This window comes from Enterococcus diestrammenae, from assembly GCF_049384045.1.
GTDB lineage: Bacteria > Bacillota > Bacilli > Lactobacillales > Enterococcaceae > Enterococcus_C > Enterococcus_C diestrammenae.
In genome coordinates this window covers 1-26261 of the sequence record NZ_JBMRGR010000024.1, presented here as the reverse complement: position 1 = coordinate 26261, position 26261 = coordinate 1, and the positions used below count along the sequence as shown (strand labels likewise).

The window sequence follows — 26261 nt, the reverse complement described above, 5'->3', positions numbered from 1 at the left end:
TAAACTATTAAATATCATCAATTAATCCAGAGTTACCATCTGATGAGAATTCTTTTATTATATTTTTAGCTGGTAATGTATCTGGATATCCGTTATTGATAACAATTAACTGAATTTCATCGGACATCTTGCTATCCAATTCTACAAAATAAGCTATCATTGACTTGAAAATTTCTTCATCTTGAAATTCAGCTGTTTTTGAAGAAACACCTAAATTCTTACTAGGTGTATCAATCATCAACAGATTTAAATGATTTGAATTTATTTCTCTGCTTGATGCTTTTTCCAAAATTGATAGATAATATGCAACCGTTAATAAAGTTACAGCTCCTAAACTACCTAAATCATTGTACCTTCTTCCTCTAATATATGGAAGATAGGTTTTTGGATCAATGTAAGCATTTGAAAGTTTTGGAAAATGAAATGCTTCTAGAATCTCATTAAACTTGATATTTAATTTCGAAATTATATCACTTTTGTCATTCATTTCTTTTTGCTCTTCAATTTGAGTCTTCAAATCCTCAAGCTCATCTTGCTTTTGCTTTAAAACCAACAGAAGTCTGTTAAGTTCTTTAATAAATCTGAGGCTATTATCTAGTTCATCATTTTCACTATATAATTTACCAAGCGATAAATTTATGAGGCTTATTTCTTGAAGATAAGGATTAACATAGGCGTCTGTCAAATCTGAAAGAACTCGCTCGTCTTGATTTATTTGCTTAGTAAGTAACTCGTTTTTCTTTACTAATTCTTCTCTTACAGACATAGAATGATTTATATGCTTTTCAAGTTCATTCTTTTTTTTATTTATATTTCTTTTTTCATTTTTGAGTTCAATAACTTGCTCTGCCAGATTTTCCATTGAATTATCACAAAGCATACAATTCAAAGAATTTTTATGCATAGATAACGGTTGCAGGCAATTAGGGCAAAGCTTAAAATCGTACTTGTTGATTTCACGTACTCCCATAATTGCAGCATCAATTTTTTCAAGATCATTCGAATATTGATTAGATAATGTGATTAATTTTTGAATATACTGTTTTTGATCAGCAATTTCTGCAAGTATTAAATTTCTATCCTTTTTTTTCTTTATAACATTTTCTTCAAGCTCATCTGTCATAGAGTTTGAAGAATCCAGTTTTATTTTTTCTTTATTTTCGTTTAGCAATTTTGTGAGCTCTTTAATTTGTAAATCAAGCTCTTTTTTCCTTTTTTCAACTGTATCGTAATTTTCAATATCAGATTGTTTCAAAAATTCTTGAATCCCGTTTACTTTAATCGTCTCATTCTTATATTCATCTTGTTTGATACTCAATTGACTCTTTAATTCCCCAATTAGCTTATCATAGAAATTAAAGATAATTTCAAAAGCTGCCTTCTGCTTATTATTTACCGCCCAATTTTTTTCAGATAAAATATCTTCGTTATCTATCTCTGTCTGTTTCAGATACGAGAACTTAAACAAATCTCGAAAACTAAAATTTTGATTAGCAACTTTAATACCATCTAAACCCAATTTAGATAATAAAAATGCCGATAAAGTTTTATTATAATCTTTACTACGTTCGAAATACGTTCCAAGGATATCAAACTTACCTTCACCCTCATTAAATACCTCTACTAATATTGGTAAATCAAATTTAAATAAAGTTCTCTTAATTCTGTATAGTTTCCCTTTTATTTCAAATTCTAGCTCAACATCAGTACACTTTGATCCTACTTCTATATATGATTTATGTGACTTAGATCCAAAAGCATAGTCAATAAGCTCAAAAATTGTTGTTTTACCAGTTGATGTAGGACCCGAAATCACGTTAAGGCCCTTGATAAATTTTATTTCATAATTCTTATCAATTCCAATTAACCTAAATGTTTTCAAAAAAAGATTCACAACTCTACCCCCCTACTAGTCGTAAGAAGAACACTTATCTTCTCATTGATAGCTTTATTAGATAATTTACATATATTTTTTTCAATATACTTAGATGACTCAGTTAAATTTTCAATATAGCTGTTCGACATTCCGCTTATAAATTCAGTACCTAGTTCTGTAGAAATATAATTAGATGATTCAGGTTTTAGTTTAATTAAGCAACGCGCTTGAGCATCTGCAAGAACGGAATCATATAACTTATAGTTAGGCTTCCAATGAAAATAAGAGAATTTAGTATCAAAATCTTCACTTTTCTTACTATCAAGAAATTCGGGATATTTTAAAAAAAAGTCATAACAAACAATTCTTTCCATTGTAGTATTTTTTTTATGATTTTCCCCTAGGTAATCTAAAAATGTAATAATTCTTATTAGAGTAAGAAGATACTCCTTATAAGTCACACCCTCAACTATTTCATTCATATTTCCTCACCTACATATTCAGATAATTTTTCAAGATAATTAGTTACCCATCCTATTTTTTTCTCATTGGCAAGCTGATGTAATATACCCTTTTTAGCTAGTAAGTTATATTCAGGATTTGAGAGGAGAGTTGTTGAATCTAAATCTTCTATCCTTAAATAAGTTTGAAGCAATAAGTTTTGACCATTATCAGGTGATTTAAATATATTAAATTGTGTTCTCCACAGAGATAAGATTTTTATCTTCAAATTACTATATATTCTCAATCCTTCAACTTCATCTTTGCTTATACTTTCTTGTCTTGATATTTCTGCATTAAAAAAATCTATTTTATATTCGTTAGTATCAAAAATACCTGCACTTTCTAACATCTTCACAAAAATGAAATCATTATATTCATCTTCAATTCCATCTAAATCATCATATATTATTTCATCAATGACTCGCTGTTTTTGAAGGGCTAATTCACTCGAAATTATTTTCAACTGATTCCTAATATCCTCATCAAATTCACGTTCATAGATATCATATGATTTTAGTTGGTGAATAAGATAGGATCCATCACATAGTTCAATTTGTATACCAGTTAACTCACTTTGCTCGTGTTTCCATTTTGACCACCACAGCAAATCTTGTTGAGTTAGTATGCATGGCAAACAAAGTCTCCAATCTGTGATTTCATAATTTGTTGTGACAGTCTTAAATGATTCTTTTATCTGTTGGCGTTGAGAAGATCCTAATCCGTTTAAGAAAAATTTACATTGATACACTTTCTGAGGCTTTGGTAAATCTCCTACTAAAACATCTATACCCCCATCACCTCTTGAAACTTCTACTGATTTTGTAGTCGGACCATACATCGATTGAAATAAATTAGTACAAATTCTCTCAAAGATATCTCTTGCTCCAGGTTCTCCATGAACATCAACTAAGTATTTAAATCCACGTTCCATATTTATCCCTCGTTATCTGATTATAGAAATCATTACATACATTATGATAACAAAGATAACACGTACTTGACAGATGTTTTTCTTCTTAATTAGGATATTCAAAAACACCTCGACTCGTAACCAAATAGTTGCCTCCAATCTCCAAGTCTCGACCACACGCATCAAAATCAATATACGTCTTCAAGTGTTCTGGTACTTCTCCAAAATCACCATTTTCTACAATCAAGAAATATGCTACATCACTCATATCATCGCAATCTGGATAATAGACAATATCATCCACATGCTCTACCATTTCTTCAAAAGAATTGAAGAAAGCATGTTGAATCTCAGAAGCAACTTCACCAATCGGCGTTCCTTCAAGCTCCTCCGCTAAGCCACAAAACCGATTAATTTCCTCAATTGGTGTATATTCATCAATTTCAAAAGGCAGTTCATAATCATGAATCGCGTACTCTTCGTATTCGTCATTTAATCCAATCAGTTCTTTGACCTCATCAAAATCGACAGGTGGGGTAAACCACGCCCCCACCAATTCACCTTCGTTATATTTCCCGAGATTCGCAATATAAACGCGCATCTGTTCCATTGTGCTTCCCCCCTTACGCACCGACAATTCGGTTAAACAAATTGAGTAAGACATCTTTCACACCAGATGCATTAAAGACCAGACCTACCGCAATCAAGGCAATCACCAAAAAGCCAATTAATTTAGAAAACTCCCGCTTAAATCCTAAAAATAAACCAATGACTACAATCGCTAGTAAAACCAAAGATTGGGCATTGGTTAAAAACCATTGATATAAATTTTGTCCGAAATTCATTTCATCACTTTCCTTTCTTTTCCATTGCTCGGTCTGCTGCTGCACTTGCATACATCAAGCACATCACAGTAACACCGAGCATACTCCCACCAAATACCAATAAAATATCTTTTACAATTCCCATGACCTTTCCTCTTTTCATATAATCAAGTTTTCAATTGCCATACTTTGTTGTTTCAAAATCTTTTTATGCCGGTCTGATAAGCGCGCATTCTGTACCATATCCTGGATATAGGTTGTCTCGTTCAAACGATCCAACTCCTTGGCCATCTTCCACGTAGGGGCGACTTGACGTCCAAGCCAATTCAAGGTTCGTTCAATGGTATACGGTTTCGGTTCAGAGGTTAATTGAATTTCCTTACGATTCCGTCCAATGAAGCGCCCCCATTGTTCATTCAAGGGCCAATTGGTTCTCCGTTTTCCTTCCACCTTGTCCGCAAATCGCAAATAACGATTGATAATGGAAAACGTGGTGCTCTCAATGCTACGACCTTTTAACAAATCTTGAATCGCATGAAAAGCACGGTCATTTTTCAGTCGAATCTCAAAGCGATTTTTCGTTTCAGTTTGGTCTAATGGAATCCCTAGCTTGATATATTGCTCATAATCTTTTTCGTACAAACAAAAATAAACCTCACTCTTGAGGCTGCCGATATATAAGGTATTGCCCATACCATCCTTTTCATCAGCTTTCAACAACTCACCGGAACGATAACTTTTGAAGGTACGAAACAAGGAGATACATTCTTCCTTCTGACATTTTTTCGTTAAATCAGGAATATCCAGTAGCCCCACTCGATCATTGATTGCCAAGTCCAAGCGCTTCATCACGCCACCAGCTTTTAGACAATCTTCGAAAAAGTCGTACCAATTACGCTTTTGAGCGAGTAAAAACGTTTCAAACTGTCGACAACCTCGCCCTTTTAATTCCAAAAGGACGCCTTTATCTTCTTCATGAGATAACATCACCACAATGTCTCCCATAACATATTGTTCTTGATAGGAGTAAAAGGCGTAATCTTCATGGAGCATATATTCAAATTTCAAATGGAGAACTTCTTGAATAATTTTCCGTACATCCGTTGTGGGGAAACGAATCCTTACATAGTCAAACAGTAACGTCAAAGGCAAATCGGGATTGAAACTTTCCAGTTGGTCAAAAATTTTTCTCATGGTCTTTTCTGATGGTGTAAGTAGACCTGATTCAATCTTGTTGATATACTCTCGAGTCAAATTACATGCGACAGCTAATTTGTTCTGCGAAACCTTATAATCCTTACGCTTTTCTTTTAGCAGTTCCTTGCTTAAATTTCTTTTCGCCAAATAATCACCTCCTAAAGCAAAAGTGTGAAGTAATTGACGAATACTTCACACTGAATCAAATCGTTAATTTCCCTTGCTACACCAGTAATTCTTAATAGCTACTTGCTTGTTTTTTGTGTTTTTGTACCCCCCTGTTAGATACGGGGGGTGAGACATCATGGCCGGCTGCCGCCGTCCATGAACAGGCACAGCACCACGGAGGATTTCTGCTTCGCAAATCCCCCGCGGTCAGCGCCTATCAATGGTTTATTTGGCTGTTACTCCGCAGTAATCCCCTCAATTTCCAACTCTGCTTTTATCTCAAACAAGTATTGGCGGATATCAGGTTCTTTGGCAAGATCTGCAATCCGTTCCAATTCACTGATGACTTGATTCAACTCCATTCGAGCATCGGTTTCCTCGTCCATTACATATGAATCACCAGGGACCTTCACCCCATTTTTGCGAATATCGAAATTGAGCTGGTATAGTTCTTCCTCTAGTTCCGGATCGGATTGAATCTTACCAATCACCCAATAGATTTCCCCAATCAACTCATCATAAATCATCTAGTTTTACCTCCTTTAATCTTCTGGCAATATCAAAAATGACCGGAACTGTTACTGAGTTTCCGGCCTATTTATACAACTGACTATCTGAATTGACTTGAGAGGCCCGGTCAAAGGCCCAATCGGGAAAGCCCTGAAGATGCCAGCACTCCCTAGGTGTTAACTTTCGAATCTGGTACTGATCTGTGACAACCGCTTGTTGGTCTCCTGTTAGTAACGTATGCACACTTTGTTTTCCCAGACGGCCTCGACGACTTGTGGAATTAGGAAAAGCCAGGTTCACACTGTCCCCTGGCTTCACCTCTTGATATTCTGTTTTATTTTTCCGAATCATAATCTTCGTTCCCCCTTGTTTCGTTGACAAAGTGGGAGCTGTTCCGGTTACCTCATAAACTCGATTGCCTTGTTCAAAATTTCCTGATAACATACCGGCTACAGAAATTCCATCCTTTACCGGCAATGCGATTTTGATTCCTTCATCGCCTGTTAAGGTTGGCGCTACGCCATCTGAACCATAGACTTGTCCACCCATTCCTCGATTGGAAGGATTGATATTCAACAGGTTTCGGATGTTTTGATCAGATGTTGGAGACGCTCCAATGATAGGAAATACTTGTTCGGTACGTGCGTCTCGAGAATGTCCGATAAGGAAAACCCGCTCGCGGCTTTGGGGAACGTAGGCCTTTGAGTTAAGCACCTGCCATTCCACATCATACCCCAATCCATCCAGCGTTCGGAGGATTGTCTCGAACGTAGCCCCTCCTTCGTGATTGAGCAATCCTCGGACGTTCTCAAGGAATAGAAACTTAGGTTTGAGAAGAGTGGCGAACCGAGCGATTTCAAAGAATAAAGTACCTCGAGTATCGGAAAATCCTTGCCGCTTTCCCGCAATTGAAAAAGCTTGGCACGGAAAGCCGCCGCAAAGGATGTCCACTGGTCCGAGGGATTGAACAAACTCGTCTGATACACTTGTGATGTCATGCATTTCCACCTCCTTACTTGCATCATGAATTGCCTTATAGCTCCGTCTAGCAAAATCATCAATTTCACAAAAGCCGATACACTGGTGACCGGCTTGTTCCATACCTAAGCGAAAGCCACCAATCCCGGCGAATAAATCTAAAAATGTCATATATCACCTCAATAAAAAAAGCCCAGGATTATTGATAATCCGAGGCTACATACTATTATTTTCTCTTTCCATGTGAACGTTTAATCCAATAATGTTACTAATTTCCTTTAAGAAATCATACCCTTTTGGCACAAGTGGCGTATAAAATTCACTAATTACACTGCCCCCTGTATCCACATAGCCTCGTCCTTTAATTCGCTTCATGTAGAAATTTTTATCAACTTCTCCAAACATCATAGAATACCCGAGCTCACTCATGCGACCCAAAGCCACTCGGAAGTTAAATTGATCGCGAATTCCATCTCCCAAATATTTCGCATCTGGTCTTTGACAAGCCAAAATCAGAAAGAAACCAGACTGACGACCTAGCATCACAATTTGCTTAAGCTTATTCAAAATCACCGCGCTTTCTTTCGTCGTTAACATTTCCATATAAGCCACGTATTCATCAAAGATTAAAAAGTTGGGCGGAAGTCCAAGATAGGCATAATTCTCTCCTGTTTTGTAGTTGGGCATTTCTTTCATCGCCCTACTACGAGCCATCATGCGTTCGTAAAAATCTTCCACACAATCAGAAATTTCCTCTTTTTGGTAATATACATGAGGCATTACCGTACCTAAATCTGCAAGGTCTGCATTTTTGGGATCAAGAACAAAAAGCTCGGCATCAGATTTCAGAAAAGCCTCGATGATGGTGAGTAAAAAGTAAGTCTTCCCACCACCTGTGCCACCTGCGATTAACATATGAGGTAAGGAATCATACGCCCATACTTGATTTTTCATCAATCGCAACGCCCCGTTTTCAGCCACTACTTCGTCTATCCCAATTCGATTAGCAACCATATCGTATAACAAGGTGTATTCCACATAGGAATCTTCGAGTTCCTTTTCTACTAACTCACAATACAGCCCACTTTCTAACTTCTTTTCCAACTTCAAGAGCTGATCTTGATATTTTCCCAGTGAAATTTGAACACGAATTGAAAGCAATCCCCCCTTCATTCGATAATAAATTTTGGGGAAGTAACTGATGCTCTCTTTGGTCCGACTACTATTCAAATCTTTGAAAAAGCCTTCACTTTGAGTTTGCTTCACCTCATACCAATGGTTTTCTAGAATCATGCGAGCTAGCTTTTGTCGATGCCATAAACTTCGCCAATGATCCTGAAAAAAGTGTATATAAAGCAACAGCATACTTCCTGAAAGAGCGAGACTTCCAAGCAAACATACTAAATCTTTTATAGACCAAACGATTTCAATAGTAGAAAGTGAGAGCTTAGAAATATCAATTTGTCTAAGCTCTTGAAAATAAAAGACGCCCATCCAACCAATGAACAAAGTGATTAGCCAGCCAAGAACAAAGTGATAAATTAAGTGCTGATCTCCTGCCCGTATGCGATGCCCTTTATAAAGTCTGATAGTTTCCACCTCCAATCAAAAAAGCCCAATAGAATTTCATTGGGCTTTTTCAAAAAGTTATGCTAGTCATTTACTGGCAAGGGGAGTTGTTTTGTTTCAACCAATTGATTTAAAAAGCCTTCAATGGCATCTGGCATCTCCACACCAATTTCTTCCAAGACAGATTCTGCCTGTCGACATAAGTTTTCATTTACTTCGACAACCATAAAGAAGGACTCTTCCTCATCGGTTTCAAAAAAATCCTGATTCATAATAAGAAATACTTTTTCATCTATCGTCAAATCCTCGTTGACTTGTTCTTTGGTTAGTTCTCCTTTGCCATAACGATCTAGACAATCTAAAATATGTTCCACATTAATTTCCATATTCTTCACCTATTTCTTTCCTTTATTTTGGTTCGCAGGATTTCCTTGATTCGGTTGTCGTTTTAAAACTAAATCGTCTGCCTTAATGAACCAATTAACGGTAGTCCCTTCTCGAAAAACATAATTGGCGACGGTATCCACGATTGGATTGACCAACTCTACCTCTGCATCATAGGCAAACTCGCGTAAGGGTACATTTGCTGGAATACTAACTTGGATCATTCTACCTTGTGCGGAGGATTTCAAATTATAGGTCCGTTCTTTTACCTCATTACTAACCGTTCCGTCCTCATTTTGTTTCCGCACTTCTCGACGTAATGCAGAAAAACGCAACTTCCCAAATGTTAATCCTGAATCTACGACAATACCTTCTGTTAATCTCATCTTCTTTTCCTCCTATGCTTTCACTAAATCATCGACATACAACACGTAATCGGTAAACCCACGGTTTTCAATCTCATAGCCTTTGGCAACCAAGTGGGGATTCACGGCTTTTAGCGGTTGATCTTGGTCAAAATCCTTTTCGCCGGCTTCCGCAGCTACCACCACTTCAATATCATCAGCCCGTTGTTTACTGGAATACAAATGATAACTGCGGCCAATCACCGTAGTATTTCGACCATATCCTTCTGTTAAAACTTCGCCTTCTCCGGCATAACTTATCTTTCCAAAGGTTTCGGCCATATCTGGCACAACAAATTTCAATTCCATCTTTTTTTCCTCTTTTCATTGTTAGTTTTGAATACAAAAATAGCGCGACCACTTTTTTAGGAGGCGGTCGCGCAACTTGGTTCTTAGGATTTACTTGTTTCATCTCATCACCTTAATCCCGACGATTCCAGAAATAATAGCCTGCCGTCGCAAAGATCAATGTAAAGCCAATGAACAGTAACACATTGGAAGTTTTCTCCCCGGTTTGAGGGAATGTCTTCACTGTAGGACTAGATTCTTGAGAGTCACTTGGAACGGTTGGTGTTTCTGGTTGTTCCGGCGTACTTGGTGTGGTTGGCACTTCTTTTGGTGTTAAGGTTTGAAATTTTTCTTTCAAATCTTCATTGTGTTTTCCATTAATATTTCCATCTTTATCGTAATTGATCTCCGCAAAAGTAAACTTGGTTCCTTCTGGGTATTTCCCGGTATCTACTTTTTCCGCAAGTACGGTTTTGGTAAATTCTTTGTCATTCACTTCGTAATCAATCTTGCCAGATTTCCAAATTTCTTTGTTCGTACCATCTGGAAGTAAAGCAAACAAAATTGTTTCGAAGGCTTCTTTTGAGCCATCCAGTACATCATGGGTAATGGATACGTCATCAAACATATCCACCACATCACCATGAGTAAAGGTCTGAGAACCGTCTTCTAGGTGCGCTTTTGTTTGAATGGAAACATGGCGTTCCACTGTACAATTGACAGTTTGGGCTTGGTTATTCAAACTAGTATCCTTCGCTACTGGCTCATCGCCTGCTTTAAAGGCTTCCTTATTTTCGTACACATAGTTGAACAAGACGATGGTTTTATCCAAAACTTGTTCGGCGGTTAATTTATGCAGAATTTCCCAAGTTCCTGTTTTTTCTTTGTTCGCCAAGGTGGCCGTTGTTTCCGCAATCACGACTGGTTTGGCATTTTCATCTTTTTCTTGAGCAGCTTTTGTGGCTTCTACATCAATGGCTTGCGCTACCACATACCAGTCTTCTTTGATTTCATGCAAGTTATAGCTCAACTTATCAATTAGCTCGGTAGAATCAAGGCTAGTCAATTCTTTGTCCCCGTCTTTCCAAGTCGCAAGGGAAGTCAAACTATCTTCTTCCTCAGGCAAATCATAAAGCATCAAACGATTCAAACTAACGGAAAATTCGTTGTTCGTCAGTTTCTCGTAAGGAACGGTCACCGTCTTAATCGGTTGTTTTTGTCCCTTTTCGGTAATGGTGAAGACATACTCACTCTTGGCGTAATCCTCTTTATTTTCTTTAAAAGTAGAACGGATTTCTAATGGTGTAATCTTTTGAAATCCTTCTGGGGCTTCTACTTCTTCAAGTAAATAATCCCCATAAGGAAGATTTTCAAACTTGCCATAGCCATCAAAACCTAGTTGCTCGTTATAAGCTGTGATTGCTTCATCTTCAGCGCCTGTGATCTCATTGGTCCCTTCTAATGGCGACACTTTAAAGGTTAAGTCATTAAACCCAGTTTCGGCAGTGCCAGCGGCTGATCCGGCAAATTTGAAGAAATCAAAGCCAAAGCGAATCACTTGTTCTTTTTCCGTAACATCTCGAGTAATTACGGCATTTTTTTCGTTATCATCCACCTTTTTGATGGATACAGGATACTTCGTTTCATCCAAGGTATATCCTTCAGGTGCTTTTGTTTCTTGCCAGTAATACTCGTTGATGGCTAAGTGTTTAACCGCAACTTGATTCTTCTCGTCTAAAGTCAAAGTTATCGTTTCGTCAGAAGCTTTCGTTCCCTTCACTAATTCTGGTTTAAAGTCCTCACTCCATTTAACCTCTTTTCCATCCTTAGCAGTAAACAAGGTGTATTCAGCACCCTCAAAGACTGCCTTGCCTTGTGTTTTATCCCCAGTGTCTTTGTCTTCTTTCGTCAAAGTGGTTTCTCCAGTAATTTCTTGGTTTTGTCCTTTTACGTTACTGGTAACGAGGGCCACGGTTTGATTGGCATACTTCAATTCGACTTTTACGGGTTTGAAAGTATTCACGAAACCATTAGATGCTTTGGTTTCGGTCACATAATAAGTTCCCAATTCCAACGCATTGGCAATCTCTTTTGGTGATTCCGCATGACCTTTTTCATCCGTGGTCATTTCTTGAACAATTTCACCAGTGGGATTGTCCTTGCGAATAGCAAACGTGTTTCCAGCTAAAGAGTAATTGTCGTTCCAAAGATCACTTCCTGTTTCAATCCCGGTTTTATCCAGAATGATTTGACCTTTTTCTCGCGTATTTTTTGAAGTCACGGAAATGGTTTCACCTGCTTTAATCGTGGCAGTCACAGGTGTGGCATCAATCGTATAAGGCGCCGGCACTGATTTTTCAGTAATGGTTACCTTTGTACCATGAGGAATCCCATCCAATGTCGTAATGCCTTCTTTATCGGTAGTCACGTCTTTTGCAGGTAAAGTTTTTCCAAAGTCTAAATGGAAAACTGTTCCTGGTACAACATCACCTGATTCTTTATCGACTTTTTTGATCTTCAAAGAACCCTCAGTTTCCACATCAATTTTGATTGTATAGGTATTCGGCTTATCAATTGCCCCGGCCATCAGGGCTTGTTGTCCAGCCATCTTATAAGCAACCGGTGTTCCAGTTCCAGCGGATTTCTTAAGCGTCAACACACCATTTTCTTTAGAATTGGCATTTGGTGTAATCACCAATTGATTGCCATTGACGCGATAATCAATGTTTGCAGTATTTTCCACAACTTCATCGAATTCTGACAAATTCAGATTATTCATATCCGTCACGGTGGTCGATTGACCTAAAACTGTTTTTACTGTGGAATTATAAAAACTAGGTTTCTTCTGATAATCGGCAATGGCTTGATTAATTTTTGCTTCAATGGCTGCAATATTTACGGCACTGCCATCTGGATGCTTCATAGAATGAAGAGTATACCCATTGACCTCTTGCCAGATCATCTTTTGAGCAACCATTTGTGTATCAATATCTGTACCGGCTTTCTTCCATAAAACGGAAACTAATTTCGCTTTCTCCGACATATCAGGCAATGGATTTTTCTCATATCCAGGAGTGAATTCATTGTAAATTGGCACTCCTGGTTCAATACAGAAAATATCTTGTTTCTCCCCATTGTAGATAGCATAGTGAGGAACCGTTACCTCGGATAATGTTCGACCATCGCTAAAAGTTCCCTCAACAGAATAAAGATGGGACTGATCACTATGCACGGTAACTGTTTGTGGATGAGTAATTTCATCGGCAAAGGCAATCGTAGGACCAATCGCTCCGCCAATTGTTTGACCCAACAGAGCAAAAGTTGCAAACAATCGCCAATTTTTAAATCTCAGATTTTTCATATAAAAAATCTCCTTTCGTTTTAGGGTAATAAAAAAAGACGTTCAAATTTTTAGTTTTGAACGCCTTTTTAAGCTTGATACTATCAATTTTTCTTTCGAGATAAATTGTCTCTTTGTTTATAAATTTTGATTTTCCGATAATCAAATCCAATTTCTTCCATTAATTTCTCCCAAGATTTGTTTGTTCTTCTCAATATTGTGATCGCTGAAGGAAGTTTATCTGACCTTGATAGCTTACGGAATTTTGTCATTGATAAATCTTCTTCAAGTCCTAATCGAATAATTTCTTCTCTCAGCTCCATCAATAATTGAAAGTCAGTTAATAAATTTTCCTGTTCCTTTTTTCTAAACAGTGGCCGTACATCACCAACTATTTTTTTCAACGTACTTAGAGAAGGGACATCTCTACCAACTGCTTTTGTTTCGTAATTTCGCTGTGAACGAATTTTTTCATCACTTATAAAGCTTTCTACTATTTCCATCAATTTGTCTTCTGGCATCTTAGCCCATTTTCCATAATCGTTTTTTTCAAGGCCAATACTCTCTAGCAAGTTATCCCATGACCCATATTTCTGATTGATGAACCAAATACTAGGTGATTCATTGGGATATTCTGCTAACTTTTTCTGATATTGTCTCGTAGATGTAATTCCGTGTTTTTCGATAAAATTATTAATTGTTAAAATCAATTTTAAGTCACTTTGATTCTTCCAAATGATTCGACCATCAATCTTATCCATCAATAAATCTCCTAAAAAATATTTAGAGAATATCTATCACACTAACTTTTTATCATCAAAGTATATGTTTTGCCTTTTTTTGAAAACTGGTACCTTTTTATCCTAAGGGGTTAAAAATATGATAAATTCGGTAAATGTTTTGGTATTTTTCGTATTAAATTTGTCGTCAGACTGACTACTAAATTTTGCCCTATTTTGACGACACTGTTAGTCAATATCGGACAATCTAGGACATTCTAGGACATTCTAGGGGAATATGAGTAAAAAATGGTCCAAAACAGCCAATTCAGGCTTAAAACTGTGATAGAGAAAAAAGAAAAAGCCCTTGATATACAAGGACTTTTCACAGGCTTTAGAGATTTTAGGATTTTTTCCGTTATTATCTTCTAATTTCTTTGATACGTGCAGCTTTACCATGCAAAGCGCGCAAGTAGTACAATTTCGCACGACGAACTTTACCGTAGCGAACGACTTCGATTTTAGCAACACGTGGTGTGTGCAATGGGAAAGTCCGTTCTACACCAACACCGTTAGAGATTTTACGAACAGTGTAAGTTTCGCTGATGCCAGCGCCACGACGTTTGATAACGACGCCTTCAAACAACTGGATCCGTTCGCGAGTTCCTTCGACAACTTTCGCGTGAACGCGGACAGTGTCCCCAGGGCGGAAAGCTGGGATATCAGTGCGTAATTGTTCTTGAGTTAATTCTTGAATCAATGGGTTCATTTTGCATTCTCCTAATTTCCAAACATTCGTAAGGTGACACACCCCAGCGGAATATCGTAATTGTTGAGCAGTGCGCTCACCAAGACATACTACCATAGTCCTGCGCAAGTGTAAAGTGATTTTCTCAATCACTTATCAAGCTGAACCTTTACTGGAAAAAGGTCGGCACAGGCTTTGCGAAACTCGAAGTAAAAGCTGCCCGCACACAGTAACTGACTCGCCATCACGGACAGTAGAATAAGCGGTAGCCTCGTAGGCATAAGCCAAATCGCCAACAGAGCCCCACTGTTGATGACACCAGTGATTTTCAACGCCTGTTTTTCACCGCCCACCGTTTGCAAACTATATTTGCTGATTTCATAAAAAGGACGACTGGCTTCCGTGAGGATTACCAATCCCAGCAGACTCCCTCCTTTAGCTGAAACCGCGGGTAAATTGGTGATCAACCCGAGAAGCTGCTCACGAAACAACCAACCGGGTAATGCCATGGCGAAAAAGAGACTCAGGACCATTTGTAAGGTAATCCTTGGCAGTTGGCGCAGGCTTTCCCGCTCCCCTAGGCCGAGCTTTTCCCCTAACAAGACCATCAGCCCATTGCAGTACATGAATAACGGCGCTAGAAAAACTTCTGTCAGCCGCAAACAAATTTGATAGGCGGCGAAAAGCAAACTCCCCGTGCGCGCCAAAGCAGCAGTCACTAGTACTTGAAACAGCGAGCCTTCCACCAATTCCTGCAAAAAAAGAACCCCACTTTTGCGCAATAAAAAGGTCCAGCGACAAGCAGAGACGCCTTTGAGCTGCCCAAGATCTTGGCGTAACAGCCAAGCATAATACATAAACACAAAGACTTCTGACAACACCCCACCGAGGGCGACACCTAAGACGCGGTTTTCCCCGGTGAAGACTAGCCCTGCAAACAGCCCTGTCAAAGCCAATTGGCCAAGCCCGCCAAAAAAACTAGCTTGTAAAATCCCTTGCGTCTGTTTACGAACCTTCATTTGATTAGTTAGAGCAAAACTCAGCAGCGTCAGCAAGACATTCCAACTGCTGACTCGGCAATAGTCGACGGTCAAGGCGAGAAGTTGCCCATCAAAATGATAAATACCCGCCATGATCTCTCGGGCAAAAAGCAATAAAATAACTGTACAACCAATCCCCAATGCGCCGTTTAATCCCACTAAAGATTTAAACAGCTCCTTTGCTTCTCGGGATTGTTTGTCGACAATCCGAGCAGCGTAAATCGTATATGAAACTGTCCCACTACCCAAAAAGCCAATCAAGGCATACAGCAAGCCATCAATGGTTCCCGTCGCTGCAATCGCCGCCAGGGAAATATGACCGGAAATCATCCCCAAACCTAATTCGATTAGCACTTGAAGCAGATTTTTCAGCACTAAGGGCGCCGCAAAGGCATTTAGTTCCCTATAAATTTTTCGTTTATTATTTTCCAAAAATCGGTACCCACACTTTCTGGCCCTTTGGAAAATCCTGATTGTGACTGCTGGATAAAGAAAGCCGGTATGGCGGCCCTTGCTTCGCCCGTACAAATCAGCGGGTTTTCACTACGCACTTTCTTTAAAACAGACAGCCGAACTTGCGAGTAAGCAAAAAAGACGGCACCTGGCCGTCTTAAAGAAGCTTTTAGTCCTACCCAAAAGCGGATTTTCCAATAGCGGCTACTGTTTGATTATTTTTTCAACACAAAGAAACCTAGCTTTCGGTCCCTTTTTTGTAAGAAAAAATGATCGTACAGGCGCTGCCATAGTGGCATCCCAACTTTCGTAAATGATTTGATTGCTTTAAAGATACCATGGATACCCTCCCTTCACAAGGCGCCACGCCATCATTTCTGGTAAACTAAAAGAAACGATTCTTACAGGAGGATTTGCCATGATAATCACTGACCAACTGCAACCTGACGACATCCCCCAACTATGGGATATCGACAAAGCCGTGTGGACGCCGGAAAATACCCCGGCCCTCCAGCAATACGAAGACTACGATGCCTATGCTGCCAGTCTTTGGCACCAGTCTTTGTTATTAGCCAAAGAAGAAGCTTCTGGAAAGGTGTTGGGCTGCGTCAGCTACCACCACCCTTCCCCCCTCCCCGCCCACAGACGTCACTGGGTATTAGGTATCGCCATCGCCCCTGAAGCTCAAGGACAACAAGTGGGGCGACAACTCATGACCGAATTGATTCGCCGAGGGACCGAAGCCGGCATCGGCAAACTTTCATTGGAAGTTTTCGCCACAAATCCCGGAGCTCGAAAGTTCTATCAAAAAATCGGCTTTGTCGATGAAGGTCTGGCTAAACGGGAGTTTTGGATCAACGAAACCTGGGTCAATGAGTACCGGATGGCCTATTATATCGGGGATTAAGGCCTCACCAGCATCTTAAAACAGGCAGCCACCGCGAGCGCTTGCTACGCGAGGCTGCCTATTTTGATGAAAAGCTGCTGAAACATTTACACTTCTTTTGACTAAGCTTCCGGTGTCTGTGCCGCAATCTCAATCACGATCCGAGGGCGGCGATGGAGTTTGCGAATGTTTTGCACCAATAATAAAATCCACGAAAAGGCCAAGAAAAAGGCGATAATTTCAAAGGCTGTCAATGATAGGTAGCCGATGGTTTGAAAGAGGAAATTTGCTACCAAAAGCGTACCGGCAATCCCATAAGATACCGTCAAAAATTCCCTCGTCACTCGTGGCAATAACCAGCGAATCCCCAAAATCAGCAAAATAATCCAATAAACCAGCCAGTTCGCAGCTAAGTTGTGCAACTCATGTAAGCGACCTTGACCGTTATTGGGGAAAAAGCCCACCGCCCCCAAAGAAATCGCGGTCATGGTCAGCATGATTCGCAAAATCCATAACTGCACTTTCTGCGGGGCCTCCTTCACTAGATCTACGAAAAGGTAGTCGATCAAGGCAATCAGTAACAAGGCCGAGACCATCAACGTCACATTGAATTGCCAACTGTTATGGGCGGATTCTGTGCCTAAATAACTAAAATTCTTCTGCCACCAGTTTCTTTGACTGTTGGTGACCATGGAGGCTACAATACCGCCAACACTCACCAAGATCAGTAAGTTGGTCAGCATTTCATCATTGATACTGCCCACCGCTAAAAGCATGACATAGTTGACAAAGCCGGCAAAAAGCGCCGCAATCACCGTAGCGGTCACTTTATCAAAACTGGCTCCTTCAAATGACAAGCCAATTAACCACAAGAAAGCGGCTAAACCAATCAGCAATATCAACCAAAAAGAAAAGATTATCGTGGGAATATGCCGCCAAACAAGCTGTTGCAAATTAGGGGCTTGCCGTCGTTTATTGACAACCAACGCGATAGCAAATAACAAGCCCCCCATGCCACCAGCAACCGCTAACGTCATGGTGGTGATGGAAAAATCACCACTTAAGGGAATCGTCCCCTGGGAATAAATTCCAAAAATCACTCCTAAAATGACAATTGCAAGTAAGGTGGGCGCCAGCACTTTTCGCAACAGCAGTCGTTGGTTGTTGCCTTGGGTATTGACTTCACGAAAAAGATGCTGCTGGCCGGCCACCAAAATTTCAATATCGGCATGTTCGGCGATCACCTGCTTCAACGCCTCGACGGTCACTTCGTTTTTTTCTTCGTCAATCATGAGTCCTACCTTTCTTCCTTTTAAGTCTAAAAAGCTGATTGGCTAAAGAATTCCCCTAGTCAATCAGCCTGCTATCCTGTGTAACAGCTTATTTTCACGGTGCTAAGACTGTTGTGCTTCATTTGCTGCATCAGTTTCTGCTTGAATCTCCGCTAACATCTTTTGCATTTCTTTGGTCAAGGGGAAGTTTTCTAGCAGATCTGGACGACGGGTATAGGTCCGCCGCAGCGATTCTTTCAAGCGCCAGGCTTCAATCAACTTATGGTTGCCATTGAGTAAGACTTCAGGCACCTTTTGCCCATTGAAATCTGCTGGTCGCGTGTACTGGGGATGTTCCAACAACCCTGTCGAATAAGAGTCTGTTTGTGCCGAGGTATCATTGCCCAACACCTCTGGCAACAAACGCACGGTGGCATCGATCATCACCATTGCGCCTAGCTCGCCCCCGGTCAAGACATAATCCCCTAAGGACACTTCATCTGTGACCAAATCACGAATGCGCTCATCGTAACCTTCATAGTGACCGCAAATAAAGACCAACTGCTCTTCCTTGGCAAACTCTTCAGCTAACTTTTGATCAAAGGGTTTCCCCGCTGGATCTAGCAAAATCACCCGCTTTTTCTGACCGGGATTTTCGGCTTCGATGGCTTTTAAGTTATCAAAAATCGGCTGAACTTTCAATAACATCCCCGCACCGCCCCCGTATGGATAGTCATCGACGGTATGGTGCTTGTTATCGGAATAGTCACGAAAGTTATGAACATTGATCGTCAGCAAGTCTTTCTCCCGCGCTTTGCCGATAATCGACTCTCCCAACGGGCCTTCAAACATCCGAGGAAACAAGGTCAATACATCAATTTGCATCATCTAACAACCCTTCTGGAATCTCCACGACGACGGTGCCTTCCTCGAGATTGATCGCCTTCACCACTGACTCGATATAAGGAAGCAACGCATCTTTTTGGCCTTTTCGCTGAACCACCCAGACATCATTGGCCCCTGGTGAGAGGATTTCCTTGATTTTTCCCATTACCGTGCCATCTTCTTCCACCACTGTTAAGCCGATGATTTCATGGTAATAGTATTCGTTTTCTGCTAAATCAGACAAATTAGCCATCGAAACTTTCAAAATACCATCCCGGAAAGCTTCCACATCGTTAATATTGGGATATCCTGCAAAAGTTAGTAAATCAAAATTTTTGTGTTTGCGATGGCTGGCTACCGTCAGCTGCAAAGGCTCTTTTTGATCGCGAAACAAAACCAATTCAGCCCCAGGTTGGTAACGTTCTTCCGGGAAATCCGTCTGGGAAATCACCCGTACTTCCCCACGAATGCCGTGGGTGTTGACGATTTTGCCAACGTTTAAATACTCCGTCAAAATGAATCCTCCTTTATCACTCCTCGGGAAAGATTCCCGCAAGTCTCATAAATCCTTCTTATTTTAGCATGGTGCTTTCTGCTTGGCTACTTTTCGACAGGTAAATACAAAGCTAGCCCCGTCGCTGTATCTTTCACCATGGCGTTTTTTGGCCCACGAAGCACTAAGCTCAGCCAGTAAAAATCGCCAACACATGAAGCCGTGTGGGTGATCAATAACAAGCCCGCCCAAAAATATGCTCCCACCAACGCCAAAAAGCAGACTCCCGTCAGTGTCAGCAGCAAAAAAGGCGCCAGCGTAATCAGCCCGTATTGCCTTTTGCTAAAGTAGCTTCCGGGACTGGTGGCATAAGACAAGCCCCGCTTCCGCCGAAAAACTACCTTTTTCTCTGGTGCAAACAGCTTGAAAAAGCCTCCGTGAACCCCCTCGTGGGCCAGCGTGATTGCCAGATAGCCGCCAAAAAAACACAAGGCATCTTGCATAAAAGCAAAGTGCACCACCGAAATTTGGCACAGGTCAACCAGTACCGAAGCACCGACTAACAAAGCGATAAAAACCGCTAGCGACCAACTATTCAACTGGTGACTCAGCTTGCTGGTTTCCAGTAACTCATAGGATTGAAAAAGTTTCATGAAAGGCTCCCGTCTTGTTTGGTGGTGTTATTATAGCACAGGCAGCCAAAAAGATAACCGCCTCTCGAGGAATTTCATGGGAACTTTGTCTCCGAAAAAAAACCGGTGTGTCTTATTTCCGGAGAATGTCTCGGATTCTAGTGTCAAGGATGTCCAAGGGCTAAAGGAGCATGACGCATACAGTTCATCTAAGCAAAATTGCTAAGATGAGCTAGCAAAAAACAACTGTACTTTGGTTGCGTTTACCGGTTCCACTACCACCTGAGGCATTCTCCTCTAGCAAGTCCACCCTGTTTTGTTGATAATCAATTTATTCCCTTTGCTTCGTAAATCCAGCGAATCATTTTCTTATAGGGTAGCATGTGTACCGTGAAAAGGGGAAATTTAGCGGAGTAGAATTGGATTGACAGTAGCTTTCAAGATTGAGATGAATTACTTAGAGTTGGTGGCACTTGTGACACTTACTCTAAGTTTGAAGCTCAAAGGCCAATGACAAATTGTTTTGTATTTGGCATTTGCCGGTCTAGCTACCGTCAACCCAATTCCTACGGAGCTAAATTTCACCTTTTTCGTAACATCAATATGACAGCATGATATATCATTTAATTCTGATAAATTAGCCTTTATAGGGCTTAAATTTTTATAAGTCCTTAAAAAAGTGGCCAAGCCCGGAAACCAAACGTCTCAGTGCTTGTCCACTCATTGCTCACTCATTTGTTCGAATTAATCAGCGACGGACACGGCCATCTTCAAAGCTGCTAGCGGTTCTTGATGGCTGACTTGGTAAACCACTGTGTCCGCTTGCCAAGTGACGGTATTGGCGTCATAGTTGCCACCAGCTGCAAGGTCGATGACGATTTGACCGACAGCTTGGGGAACTGGTAAAAAGGCAGTTTCCAGATAGTCCACGATTTCTTTGGCTGCCGCTACGGTGTCTTGGCCTTCTGCGTTATTGCCACGAACCGTTAACGCCCAGTTGCCTTCTTTCCAACTTAAATAAGTCGAACCCGCTGCACCTTGGGTATAACCGGCGATATCGTGACCGAGATCGACTTTACGCCCGCCGTCGTCATAGTTGTAATTGACCGCTTCTTTGGCTTTACCGGAAGTCTCATAGGTCGTTTTTGCAAAATAGGCAAAGGGTGTTTCCCCGTTTAACTTTTGGCTATCCATTACTAAAGCTTGCTCCAAATTGTAAAACAGCGCACTCATCTTATTTTCATCGCCAGTTTCGGCAATATTTAAATGCAAGCTCTCATCTCTAGGAAACGTCGTCGGTAATGAGACATTCGCGAATTTCTCTTTTAGTTGTGCCAAAGCATCCGCTGTCTGATTGTCACCACTGGCGCTCGAACTGGTTTCGCTAGTAGCCTTGGAACTGCTAGTAGCTGTTGACTCCGGCGTTTTGGATGAAGACTTGCCGGAAGTGCTAGATTCCGCTGGAGCTGACGAAGGCTTGCTGTTGGTTTCAGACTCCGATGTACTAGTATTTTCTGTCGCTACCTCTGGCGATGGATCAGTAGTCGTTTCAGTCACAGTCGTCGATGATTGTGCTGTGCTAACAGTCGTTTGGCTACTGTCCTTGGACTGCCCCGCTTGATTGTTTCCTTGACTGCACCCCGCCAAAGCGAAGGCCGCGATGGCTAACATCACCCATTTTTTCATTACATCACTCCTCGTGATAAGAGTAGCCCTTCTGATTCGAAAAGACAAATAAAAAACTAGCCAGGATAACAAGTTCTGCAACCAGTTAGAAACTTGGCGAAACCCTTCCGTGACAAAATCCCCCACTTGTCGTAAAAAATTCGCCAGGCCATCGCCTTCCATCAACGACTGCCCCCATTGCAATAAGTCATCTTTAAAAATCCAGATCAAAAACACGGCAAAGGCCAGCCCAACTATGCGCCACAAAAATGAACCTACCTTGATAATGCCGATAATGATGGCAAGTATCACCAATATTGCGATAAGTTGTGTCATGGTCATCCATCCTTTCCAAAATTCATTGAATAATTGCTAGTTTCATTATCAGACATCTGCGAAAAAAACACATGGGTCTAAAGACGGAAATTATAGCGGCAGATGTTCGCTAACGGTTCTGATTTATGGGTGTTTGCAGGAGATGCGCTAGAATTAGCTGATATCAAGAAAGTCGGCCGTACTCACTTCCGAAAAATCCCTCAAGCGGTAGCTGAACTAGTTCCTAAAGCCAGACAAAATTTCTAAAAAAACTCAGAGATCACAAGAGATCCCCGAGTCCGAAAAAGATTTTATCCAAAATATTTTTGATGCCAGTACCTAGGCCTGTGAGAAAATCCATCAAGCCATCGCCGGCTACCGACTGGCTAAACCACGTCATGATATTTTCTTTATAAAGCCAAACGAGTAAAATTGCGATAAACAAACCAATCATGCGCCATAAAAATTTGGCGTATTTCATCACAGCGACCAAGGCTGCGATAAGTACGATGACTAAAACAATCGTTAACAATCGTCTTCCCTCTCTTCTAATAACGCTAGTCCACCGACTAGGCTGTACCATTTTGTGCTAAAAAATGCAAATTCTTCCACAGAATACCACAATCTCAGCCCTTGGGAAACCATTGTTTTTAACTTTCTTGCCCCACAAGTCAAAAAAACAAAGCCACCCACAAAAATCGCACCGGATTTTTGTTGGGGGCTCGTATCTACATGGATTCATAATCAATCAAGCGTTGCTACAAAATGATGCCTGCTAGAAAAAAGGCATGCCTTCGATTTGATAGTTGCTGATGATTTTCTGAAAACGTTGAGGCTCTTCCCAACTAAAGTCTTCTGGCAACTGGCTTTCAAGTAAGGCCTCTTGTGCTTCGAAAACAAACAATGGAACATTTTCATCATCAATCTGGCCGTTCGTCAGTTCTACTAGGTCGATCTTCTTCACGTCCAGGTGCACTTGTTCTTTCAACATCCCTAAGATATTTGCCAAACCAGTCTTATCCTGGGCAAAATCAGTCGAAGCTAATTCAACAGCCTCACCAGTGGAATGAACTAAGAACCGCTTATCACCGTCTTGCATATGTAACATCACAGTCCCGGCGACTTTTTTGTTTTCCACAATACCACCTCGAATTCGGATTTACTTGCAAATCAATTTTAACACGATTTCAGAAAATGTACATCACTATTTCTTTAAGCTTTCATTATGCAAGCTCTCCAACGCTTCAGCAACCCAGATAGGGAGTTGTTTTTCAATCGTAGCAAAGCCAATCTGCTTGTTCTTGTTGGTAAAGTAGCGTTTGCGGTGAGGCCGTGCTTTCGTGTGGTTCCCGTCTAGTGTCCGGCGAGAAAGACTGATTTTTTGTGAATATTCATCGATATCGATGATTTGGACGGGCAGCTTGTCCCCGACTTTTACCACATCATTGATATTTTTCGTATAGCCTGACTGAATCTCAGAAACATGGATCAAGCCTTGGGTCTGCTCATCTAGCGCCACAAAAGCCCCATAAGGTTGGATACCAGTGACCGTTCCTTGCAGAACCTGTCCGATTTTATAAGTCATTTGCTTCCCTCTCTTCTCAATTTTCTATTATACTTGATATAATCAAAAAAAAGAAGTTCGTTTCTCCGGCAGCAGTCTTCTGGAGAAAATCAGTAGGAGGAATAGGAAATGACAGATTTTGACCAACAGCTTTCGCGGAAAAATACCAACAGTGTCAAATGGGATGGCATCGTCCAGACTTATCACAAAGAAGACCTGATTCCATTATGGGTAGCGGATATGGATTTTATGGCGCCGACACCGGTGATCGAGGCCTTGACGAACTATAGCCAGCAAGGGATTTTTGGCTACAGTGTGACGCCAGATTCCTTGTATGAAGCAATCATCGCTTGGGAAAACGAGCGTTACGGCTACCAGCTGGAGAAAAAAGATATCCTCTTTTCTCCAGGTGTCGTCCCTAGCATCGGCGTGGCGATTCAAGCCTACACGGAACCTGGCGATACCGTACTGATTCACGATCCGGTCTACCATCCGTTTGCCAATATGGTCAAAGCCAATGGTCGCATCCCCTCTGCCTCCCCGCTTCACGTAGTCGCTGGCCGGTTCCAGATGGACTTGGCTGACATGGAAGCACGGATCAAAAAAGACCATATCAAGCTGTTCATCCTCTGTAACCCCCATAATCCTGGTGGCCGCGTGTGGGAACAAGAAGAGTTATTGGCCGTCGGGCGGCTTTGCCAAAAATACGGCGTGATTGTCGTAGCTGATGAAATCCATCAAGATTTGGTCTTTGCTCCCCATCGTCATGTCTCTTTCCAAACAGTCGCTCCTGATTTTGCTGACTTTTCCTTGATATTGACCGCCGCAACAAAGACCTTTAACTTGGCGGGGATCAAGCATTCCATGGTTTACATCAAAAATCCTAGCTTGCGTAAAGCCTTCAAGGATATCCAAGAAATGACGGAACAAGCCACGATTTCCACGTTTGGTTTGCTAGGTACAGAGACAGCTTATCGTCAAGGTGGGGAATGGTTGACAGAGTTGTTAGCTTATTTGGCAGAAAATAGTCGCTTTACCCAAGAGTACCTCGCAAACCATTTGCCTCAAGTAACCATGATGGCTCCAGAAGGCACCTATTTGGCTTGGTTGGACTTTTCAGCCCTTGGTCTCAGCGACCAGCAGTTGCAGACTAAGATGATTGAAGAAGCCGGCGTCGTACTAAACGCCGGAACAATGTTTGGCAAACAAGGGACGGGTCACATGCGCTTAAACTTGGCTTGCCCAAAAGCAACTCTCGAAGCTGGTTTGGAACGAATCGTCAAGGCCTTTCAGGAATAGCTTAGTAACTAATATATGAGAAAACAGGGCAGATTTCCGGAGAATGCCCTGTTTTACCATAATAGATTATTGGCTTTGCTCCCTAAGGATCGCAATTTTCTTCCTTAGAAAAGTAACAAGTATCTCGTGAAAAAGGTGAAATTTAGCGTAGTAGGATTGATATGACAGTAGCTTTAAAGATTGAGATGAATTACTTAGAGTTGGTGGCACTTGTGACACTTACTCTAAGTTTGAAGCTCAAAGGCAAATGATAAATTGCTTTGTATTTGGCATTTGCCGTTCTAGCTACCGTCATATCAATTCCTGCGGAGCTAAATTTCACCTTTTTCGATACAGGAAAACTGTGCTAACCGACTAGAAACACTGCAATCTTTGATATAATTGAGTAAAGAAAAATGCTCAGTCTAATCTTTTGCGAGGAGAGTTGTTATGGAAGTCGCCGTCCCCTTTTTCAAACGAAGTGCCACCTATCTTAGCGGAATAGTTATTTTAGCATTGGGCACAGTGTTATTCACCTGTTGCCAGCTTGGAACCAGTGCGCTAGTGGCAGTGCCTTTCATCACTGCCAAAATCACGGGCATCAGTTTGGGTGCTGCCACGAGCTTAGTCTTTGCCTGTTTTGTCGTGGTACAGTTATTGCTAACTAAAAAATGGGATCTCAAAATTCTACTACAACTGCCTTTTTCTTTGGTTTTCGGGGCTGTCGTCGATTTTTACAACGTCTTTCTCGGCTTGGAAAACTGGCGTCCAGACAGTCTAATTGTTCGTGTATTGCTGTTATTTTTGGCAATCTGTGGGACCAGCAGTGGCGCCTTTTTGATGGTGCGGGGCAACTTTATCATGAACGCTCCAGATGGTATCGTGGCCTTACTGAGCCAAAGACAAGGTCAGAGCTTCGGCCAAATGAAACTACGCTTTGATTTGGTGATGATTCTTATCGCAAGCACCCTGGGTCTAGTTTTTTTAGGGAAAATTAGCGGCATCGGGATTGGCACCATCGTTTCAGCCCTGACCGTTGGACGGGGCATTCGCTTGTTGGAACAGCGGTTTTCTGAGCCTTGCAGGGAAGTATTACCGGTAGAAAAAGCATCCCCAAAACGTTGAGTTTTAGCAAAAAGTCTCTCATGGCGAGAGGCTTTTTTTATCGGTACGAAGGTGACTACGCTCCCTGGGGTCGCCTAGTACTGTTCAACATCAGCTCTGTCTGCTTTCAGCAGCCAATCGCTGTGTTTCACAGCAAAAAAGAACCCCCCGCATAAAACGAGGCTGCTGAAAAAGTCCCTAGAATAATTAGATACAGAAACACGTGTGAAGCCATCTTGGCTTTGCACGTGTTTCT

General features: G+C 41.1%; 27 protein-coding genes and 1 pseudogene. 3 read left to right on the top strand and 25 right to left on the bottom strand.

Annotation, left to right across the window (positions count from 1 at the left end):
• Positions 1-7: 7 nt before the first annotated feature.
• From ACO03U_RS12530 to ACO03U_RS12450, 17 genes and pseudogenes are all read right to left on the bottom strand, one after another.
• Positions 8-1894, bottom strand: coding sequence for a DNA recombination protein RecN (locus ACO03U_RS12530; protein WP_154066631.1), 1887 nt, complete (start codon positions 1892-1894; stop codon positions 8-10).
• Positions 1891-2358, bottom strand: a complete 468-nt coding sequence (locus ACO03U_RS12525; RefSeq protein WP_204687317.1) for an ABC-three component system middle component 2 — start codon at positions 2356-2358, stop codon at positions 1891-1893. The genes ACO03U_RS12530 and ACO03U_RS12525 overlap by 4 nt, the downstream gene beginning before the upstream one ends.
• The gene (locus tag ACO03U_RS12520) at positions 2355-3311 is read right to left on the bottom strand and encodes a hypothetical protein (protein ID WP_154066632.1); all 957 of its coding nucleotides are present in this window, start codon (positions 3309-3311) and stop codon (positions 2355-2357) included. The genes ACO03U_RS12525 and ACO03U_RS12520 overlap by 4 nt, the downstream gene beginning before the upstream one ends.
• A gap of 85 nt (positions 3312-3396) precedes the next feature.
• Positions 3397-3900 (bottom strand): antirestriction protein ArdA, encoded by a 504-nt coding sequence (locus tag ACO03U_RS12515; RefSeq protein WP_154066633.1) that lies wholly within the window; start codon positions 3898-3900, stop codon positions 3397-3399.
• A 13-nt stretch (positions 3901-3913) separates the two neighbouring features.
• A complete protein-coding gene (locus ACO03U_RS12510; protein WP_002298822.1) occupies positions 3914-4135 on the bottom strand; it encodes a hypothetical protein in 222 nt (73 codons plus the stop codon).
• Positions 4136-4139: 4 nt separating this feature from the next.
• The gene (locus ACO03U_RS12505; RefSeq protein WP_086269172.1) at positions 4140-4277 is read right to left on the bottom strand and encodes a DUF3789 domain-containing protein; all 138 of its coding nucleotides are present in this window, start codon (positions 4275-4277) and stop codon (positions 4140-4142) included.
• Positions 4274-5458 (bottom strand): MobT family relaxase, encoded by a 1185-nt coding sequence (gene mobT / locus ACO03U_RS12500; RefSeq protein ID WP_204687318.1) that lies wholly within the window; start codon positions 5456-5458, stop codon positions 4274-4276. The genes ACO03U_RS12505 and mobT overlap by 4 nt, the downstream gene beginning before the upstream one ends.
• 257 nt (positions 5459-5715) lie before the next feature.
• The gene (locus ACO03U_RS12495; protein ID WP_204687319.1) at positions 5716-6006 is read right to left on the bottom strand and encodes a hypothetical protein; all 291 of its coding nucleotides are present in this window, start codon (positions 6004-6006) and stop codon (positions 5716-5718) included.
• Positions 5996-7138 (bottom strand): annotated as a pseudogene (gene dcm / locus ACO03U_RS12490) (DNA (cytosine-5-)-methyltransferase). The gene ACO03U_RS12495 and the pseudogene dcm overlap by 11 nt, the downstream one beginning before the upstream one ends.
• A 45-nt stretch (positions 7139-7183) precedes the next feature.
• Positions 7184-8566: an FtsK/SpoIIIE domain-containing protein gene (locus ACO03U_RS12485; protein WP_423104889.1), complete on the bottom strand. Its 1383-nt coding sequence runs from the start codon at positions 8564-8566 to the stop codon at positions 7184-7186.
• Between the two features lie 53 nt (positions 8567-8619).
• Positions 8620-8922, bottom strand: a complete 303-nt coding sequence (locus tag ACO03U_RS12480) for a type II toxin-antitoxin system RelB/DinJ family antitoxin (protein ID WP_204687341.1) — start codon at positions 8920-8922, stop codon at positions 8620-8622.
• Positions 8923-8931: 9 nt separating this feature from the next.
• Positions 8932-9306 (bottom strand): YdcP family protein, encoded by a 375-nt coding sequence (locus ACO03U_RS12475; protein WP_204687321.1) that lies wholly within the window; start codon positions 9304-9306, stop codon positions 8932-8934.
• Positions 9307-9318: 12 nt separating this feature from the next.
• On the bottom strand, positions 9319-9633 hold the full coding sequence (locus ACO03U_RS12470; RefSeq protein WP_095803570.1) for a YdcP family protein: 315 nt from the start codon (positions 9631-9633) through the stop codon (positions 9319-9321).
• A 112-nt stretch (positions 9634-9745) separates the two neighbouring features.
• Positions 9746-12973: a fibrinogen-binding MSCRAMM adhesin Fss3 gene (gene fss3, locus ACO03U_RS12465; RefSeq protein WP_204687322.1), complete on the bottom strand. Its 3228-nt coding sequence runs from the start codon at positions 12971-12973 to the stop codon at positions 9746-9748.
• An 83-nt stretch (positions 12974-13056) separates the two neighbouring features.
• Complete coding sequence (locus ACO03U_RS12460) at positions 13057-13713, bottom strand: hypothetical protein (RefSeq protein ID WP_204687323.1); 657 nt, start codon at positions 13711-13713, stop codon at positions 13057-13059.
• Between the two features lie 379 nt (positions 13714-14092).
• Positions 14093-14440: a 50S ribosomal protein L19 gene (gene rplS, locus ACO03U_RS12455; protein ID WP_010746105.1), complete on the bottom strand. Its 348-nt coding sequence runs from the start codon at positions 14438-14440 to the stop codon at positions 14093-14095.
• Positions 14441-14568: 128 nt separating this feature from the next.
• Positions 14569-15891, bottom strand: coding sequence for an MATE family efflux transporter (locus tag ACO03U_RS12450; protein WP_204687324.1), 1323 nt, complete (start codon positions 15889-15891; stop codon positions 14569-14571).
• 439 nt (positions 15892-16330) lie between these two features.
• On the opposite strand from ACO03U_RS12450, the gene ACO03U_RS12445 reads away from it, so the two are divergent.
• Positions 16331-16819: a GNAT family N-acetyltransferase gene (locus ACO03U_RS12445; RefSeq protein WP_204687325.1), complete on the top strand. Its 489-nt coding sequence runs from the start codon at positions 16331-16333 to the stop codon at positions 16817-16819.
• A 101-nt stretch (positions 16820-16920) separates the two neighbouring features.
• Here ACO03U_RS12445 and ACO03U_RS12440 read toward each other — a convergent pair whose 3' ends face one another.
• The 8 genes from ACO03U_RS12440 to ACO03U_RS12405 form a co-directional block, all read right to left on the bottom strand.
• On the bottom strand, positions 16921-18090 hold the full coding sequence (locus ACO03U_RS12440; RefSeq protein WP_204687327.1) for a DUF998 domain-containing protein: 1170 nt from the start codon (positions 18088-18090) through the stop codon (positions 16921-16923).
• A gap of 102 nt (positions 18091-18192) precedes the next feature.
• Positions 18193-18954 carry a tRNA (guanosine(37)-N1)-methyltransferase TrmD gene (trmD, locus tag ACO03U_RS12435; RefSeq protein WP_161869382.1) on the bottom strand — a complete coding sequence of 254 codons (762 nt, stop codon included), beginning with the start codon at positions 18952-18954 and terminating at the stop codon, positions 18193-18195.
• A complete protein-coding gene (gene rimM, locus ACO03U_RS12430; protein WP_161869367.1) occupies positions 18944-19468 on the bottom strand; it encodes a ribosome maturation factor RimM in 525 nt (174 codons plus the stop codon). Before rimM ends, trmD begins: the two co-directional genes overlap by 11 nt.
• Positions 19469-19554: 86 nt before the next feature.
• On the bottom strand, positions 19555-20100 hold the full coding sequence (locus ACO03U_RS12425; RefSeq protein WP_204687329.1) for a DUF3267 domain-containing protein: 546 nt from the start codon (positions 20098-20100) through the stop codon (positions 19555-19557).
• Positions 20101-20823: 723 nt separating this feature from the next.
• Positions 20824-22080 carry a putative periplasmic lipoprotein gene (locus ACO03U_RS12420; protein WP_204687331.1) on the bottom strand — a complete coding sequence of 419 codons (1257 nt, stop codon included), beginning with the start codon at positions 22078-22080 and terminating at the stop codon, positions 20824-20826.
• A 259-nt stretch (positions 22081-22339) separates the two neighbouring features.
• On the bottom strand, positions 22340-22591 hold the full coding sequence (locus ACO03U_RS12415; RefSeq protein WP_161869363.1) for a hypothetical protein: 252 nt from the start codon (positions 22589-22591) through the stop codon (positions 22340-22342).
• 243 nt (positions 22592-22834) lie between these two features.
• Entirely contained in the window at positions 22835-23197 is a 363-nt protein-coding gene (locus ACO03U_RS12410; protein ID WP_161869362.1) for a hypothetical protein, read from the bottom strand.
• Positions 23198-23263: 66 nt separating this feature from the next.
• Positions 23264-23644 carry a CvfD/Ygs/GSP13 family RNA-binding post-transcriptional regulator gene (locus ACO03U_RS12405; protein WP_204687333.1) on the bottom strand — a complete coding sequence of 127 codons (381 nt, stop codon included), beginning with the start codon at positions 23642-23644 and terminating at the stop codon, positions 23264-23266.
• A 108-nt stretch (positions 23645-23752) separates the two neighbouring features.
• On the opposite strand from ACO03U_RS12405, the gene ACO03U_RS12400 reads away from it, so the two are divergent.
• The gene (locus ACO03U_RS12400; RefSeq protein ID WP_204687335.1) at positions 23753-24922 is read left to right on the top strand and encodes a MalY/PatB family protein; all 1170 of its coding nucleotides are present in this window, start codon (positions 23753-23755) and stop codon (positions 24920-24922) included.
• A 429-nt stretch (positions 24923-25351) separates the two neighbouring features.
• A complete protein-coding gene (locus ACO03U_RS12395) occupies positions 25352-26026 on the top strand; it encodes a YczE/YyaS/YitT family protein (protein ID WP_204687337.1) in 675 nt (224 codons plus the stop codon).
• Positions 26027-26261: the final 235 nt, after the last annotated feature.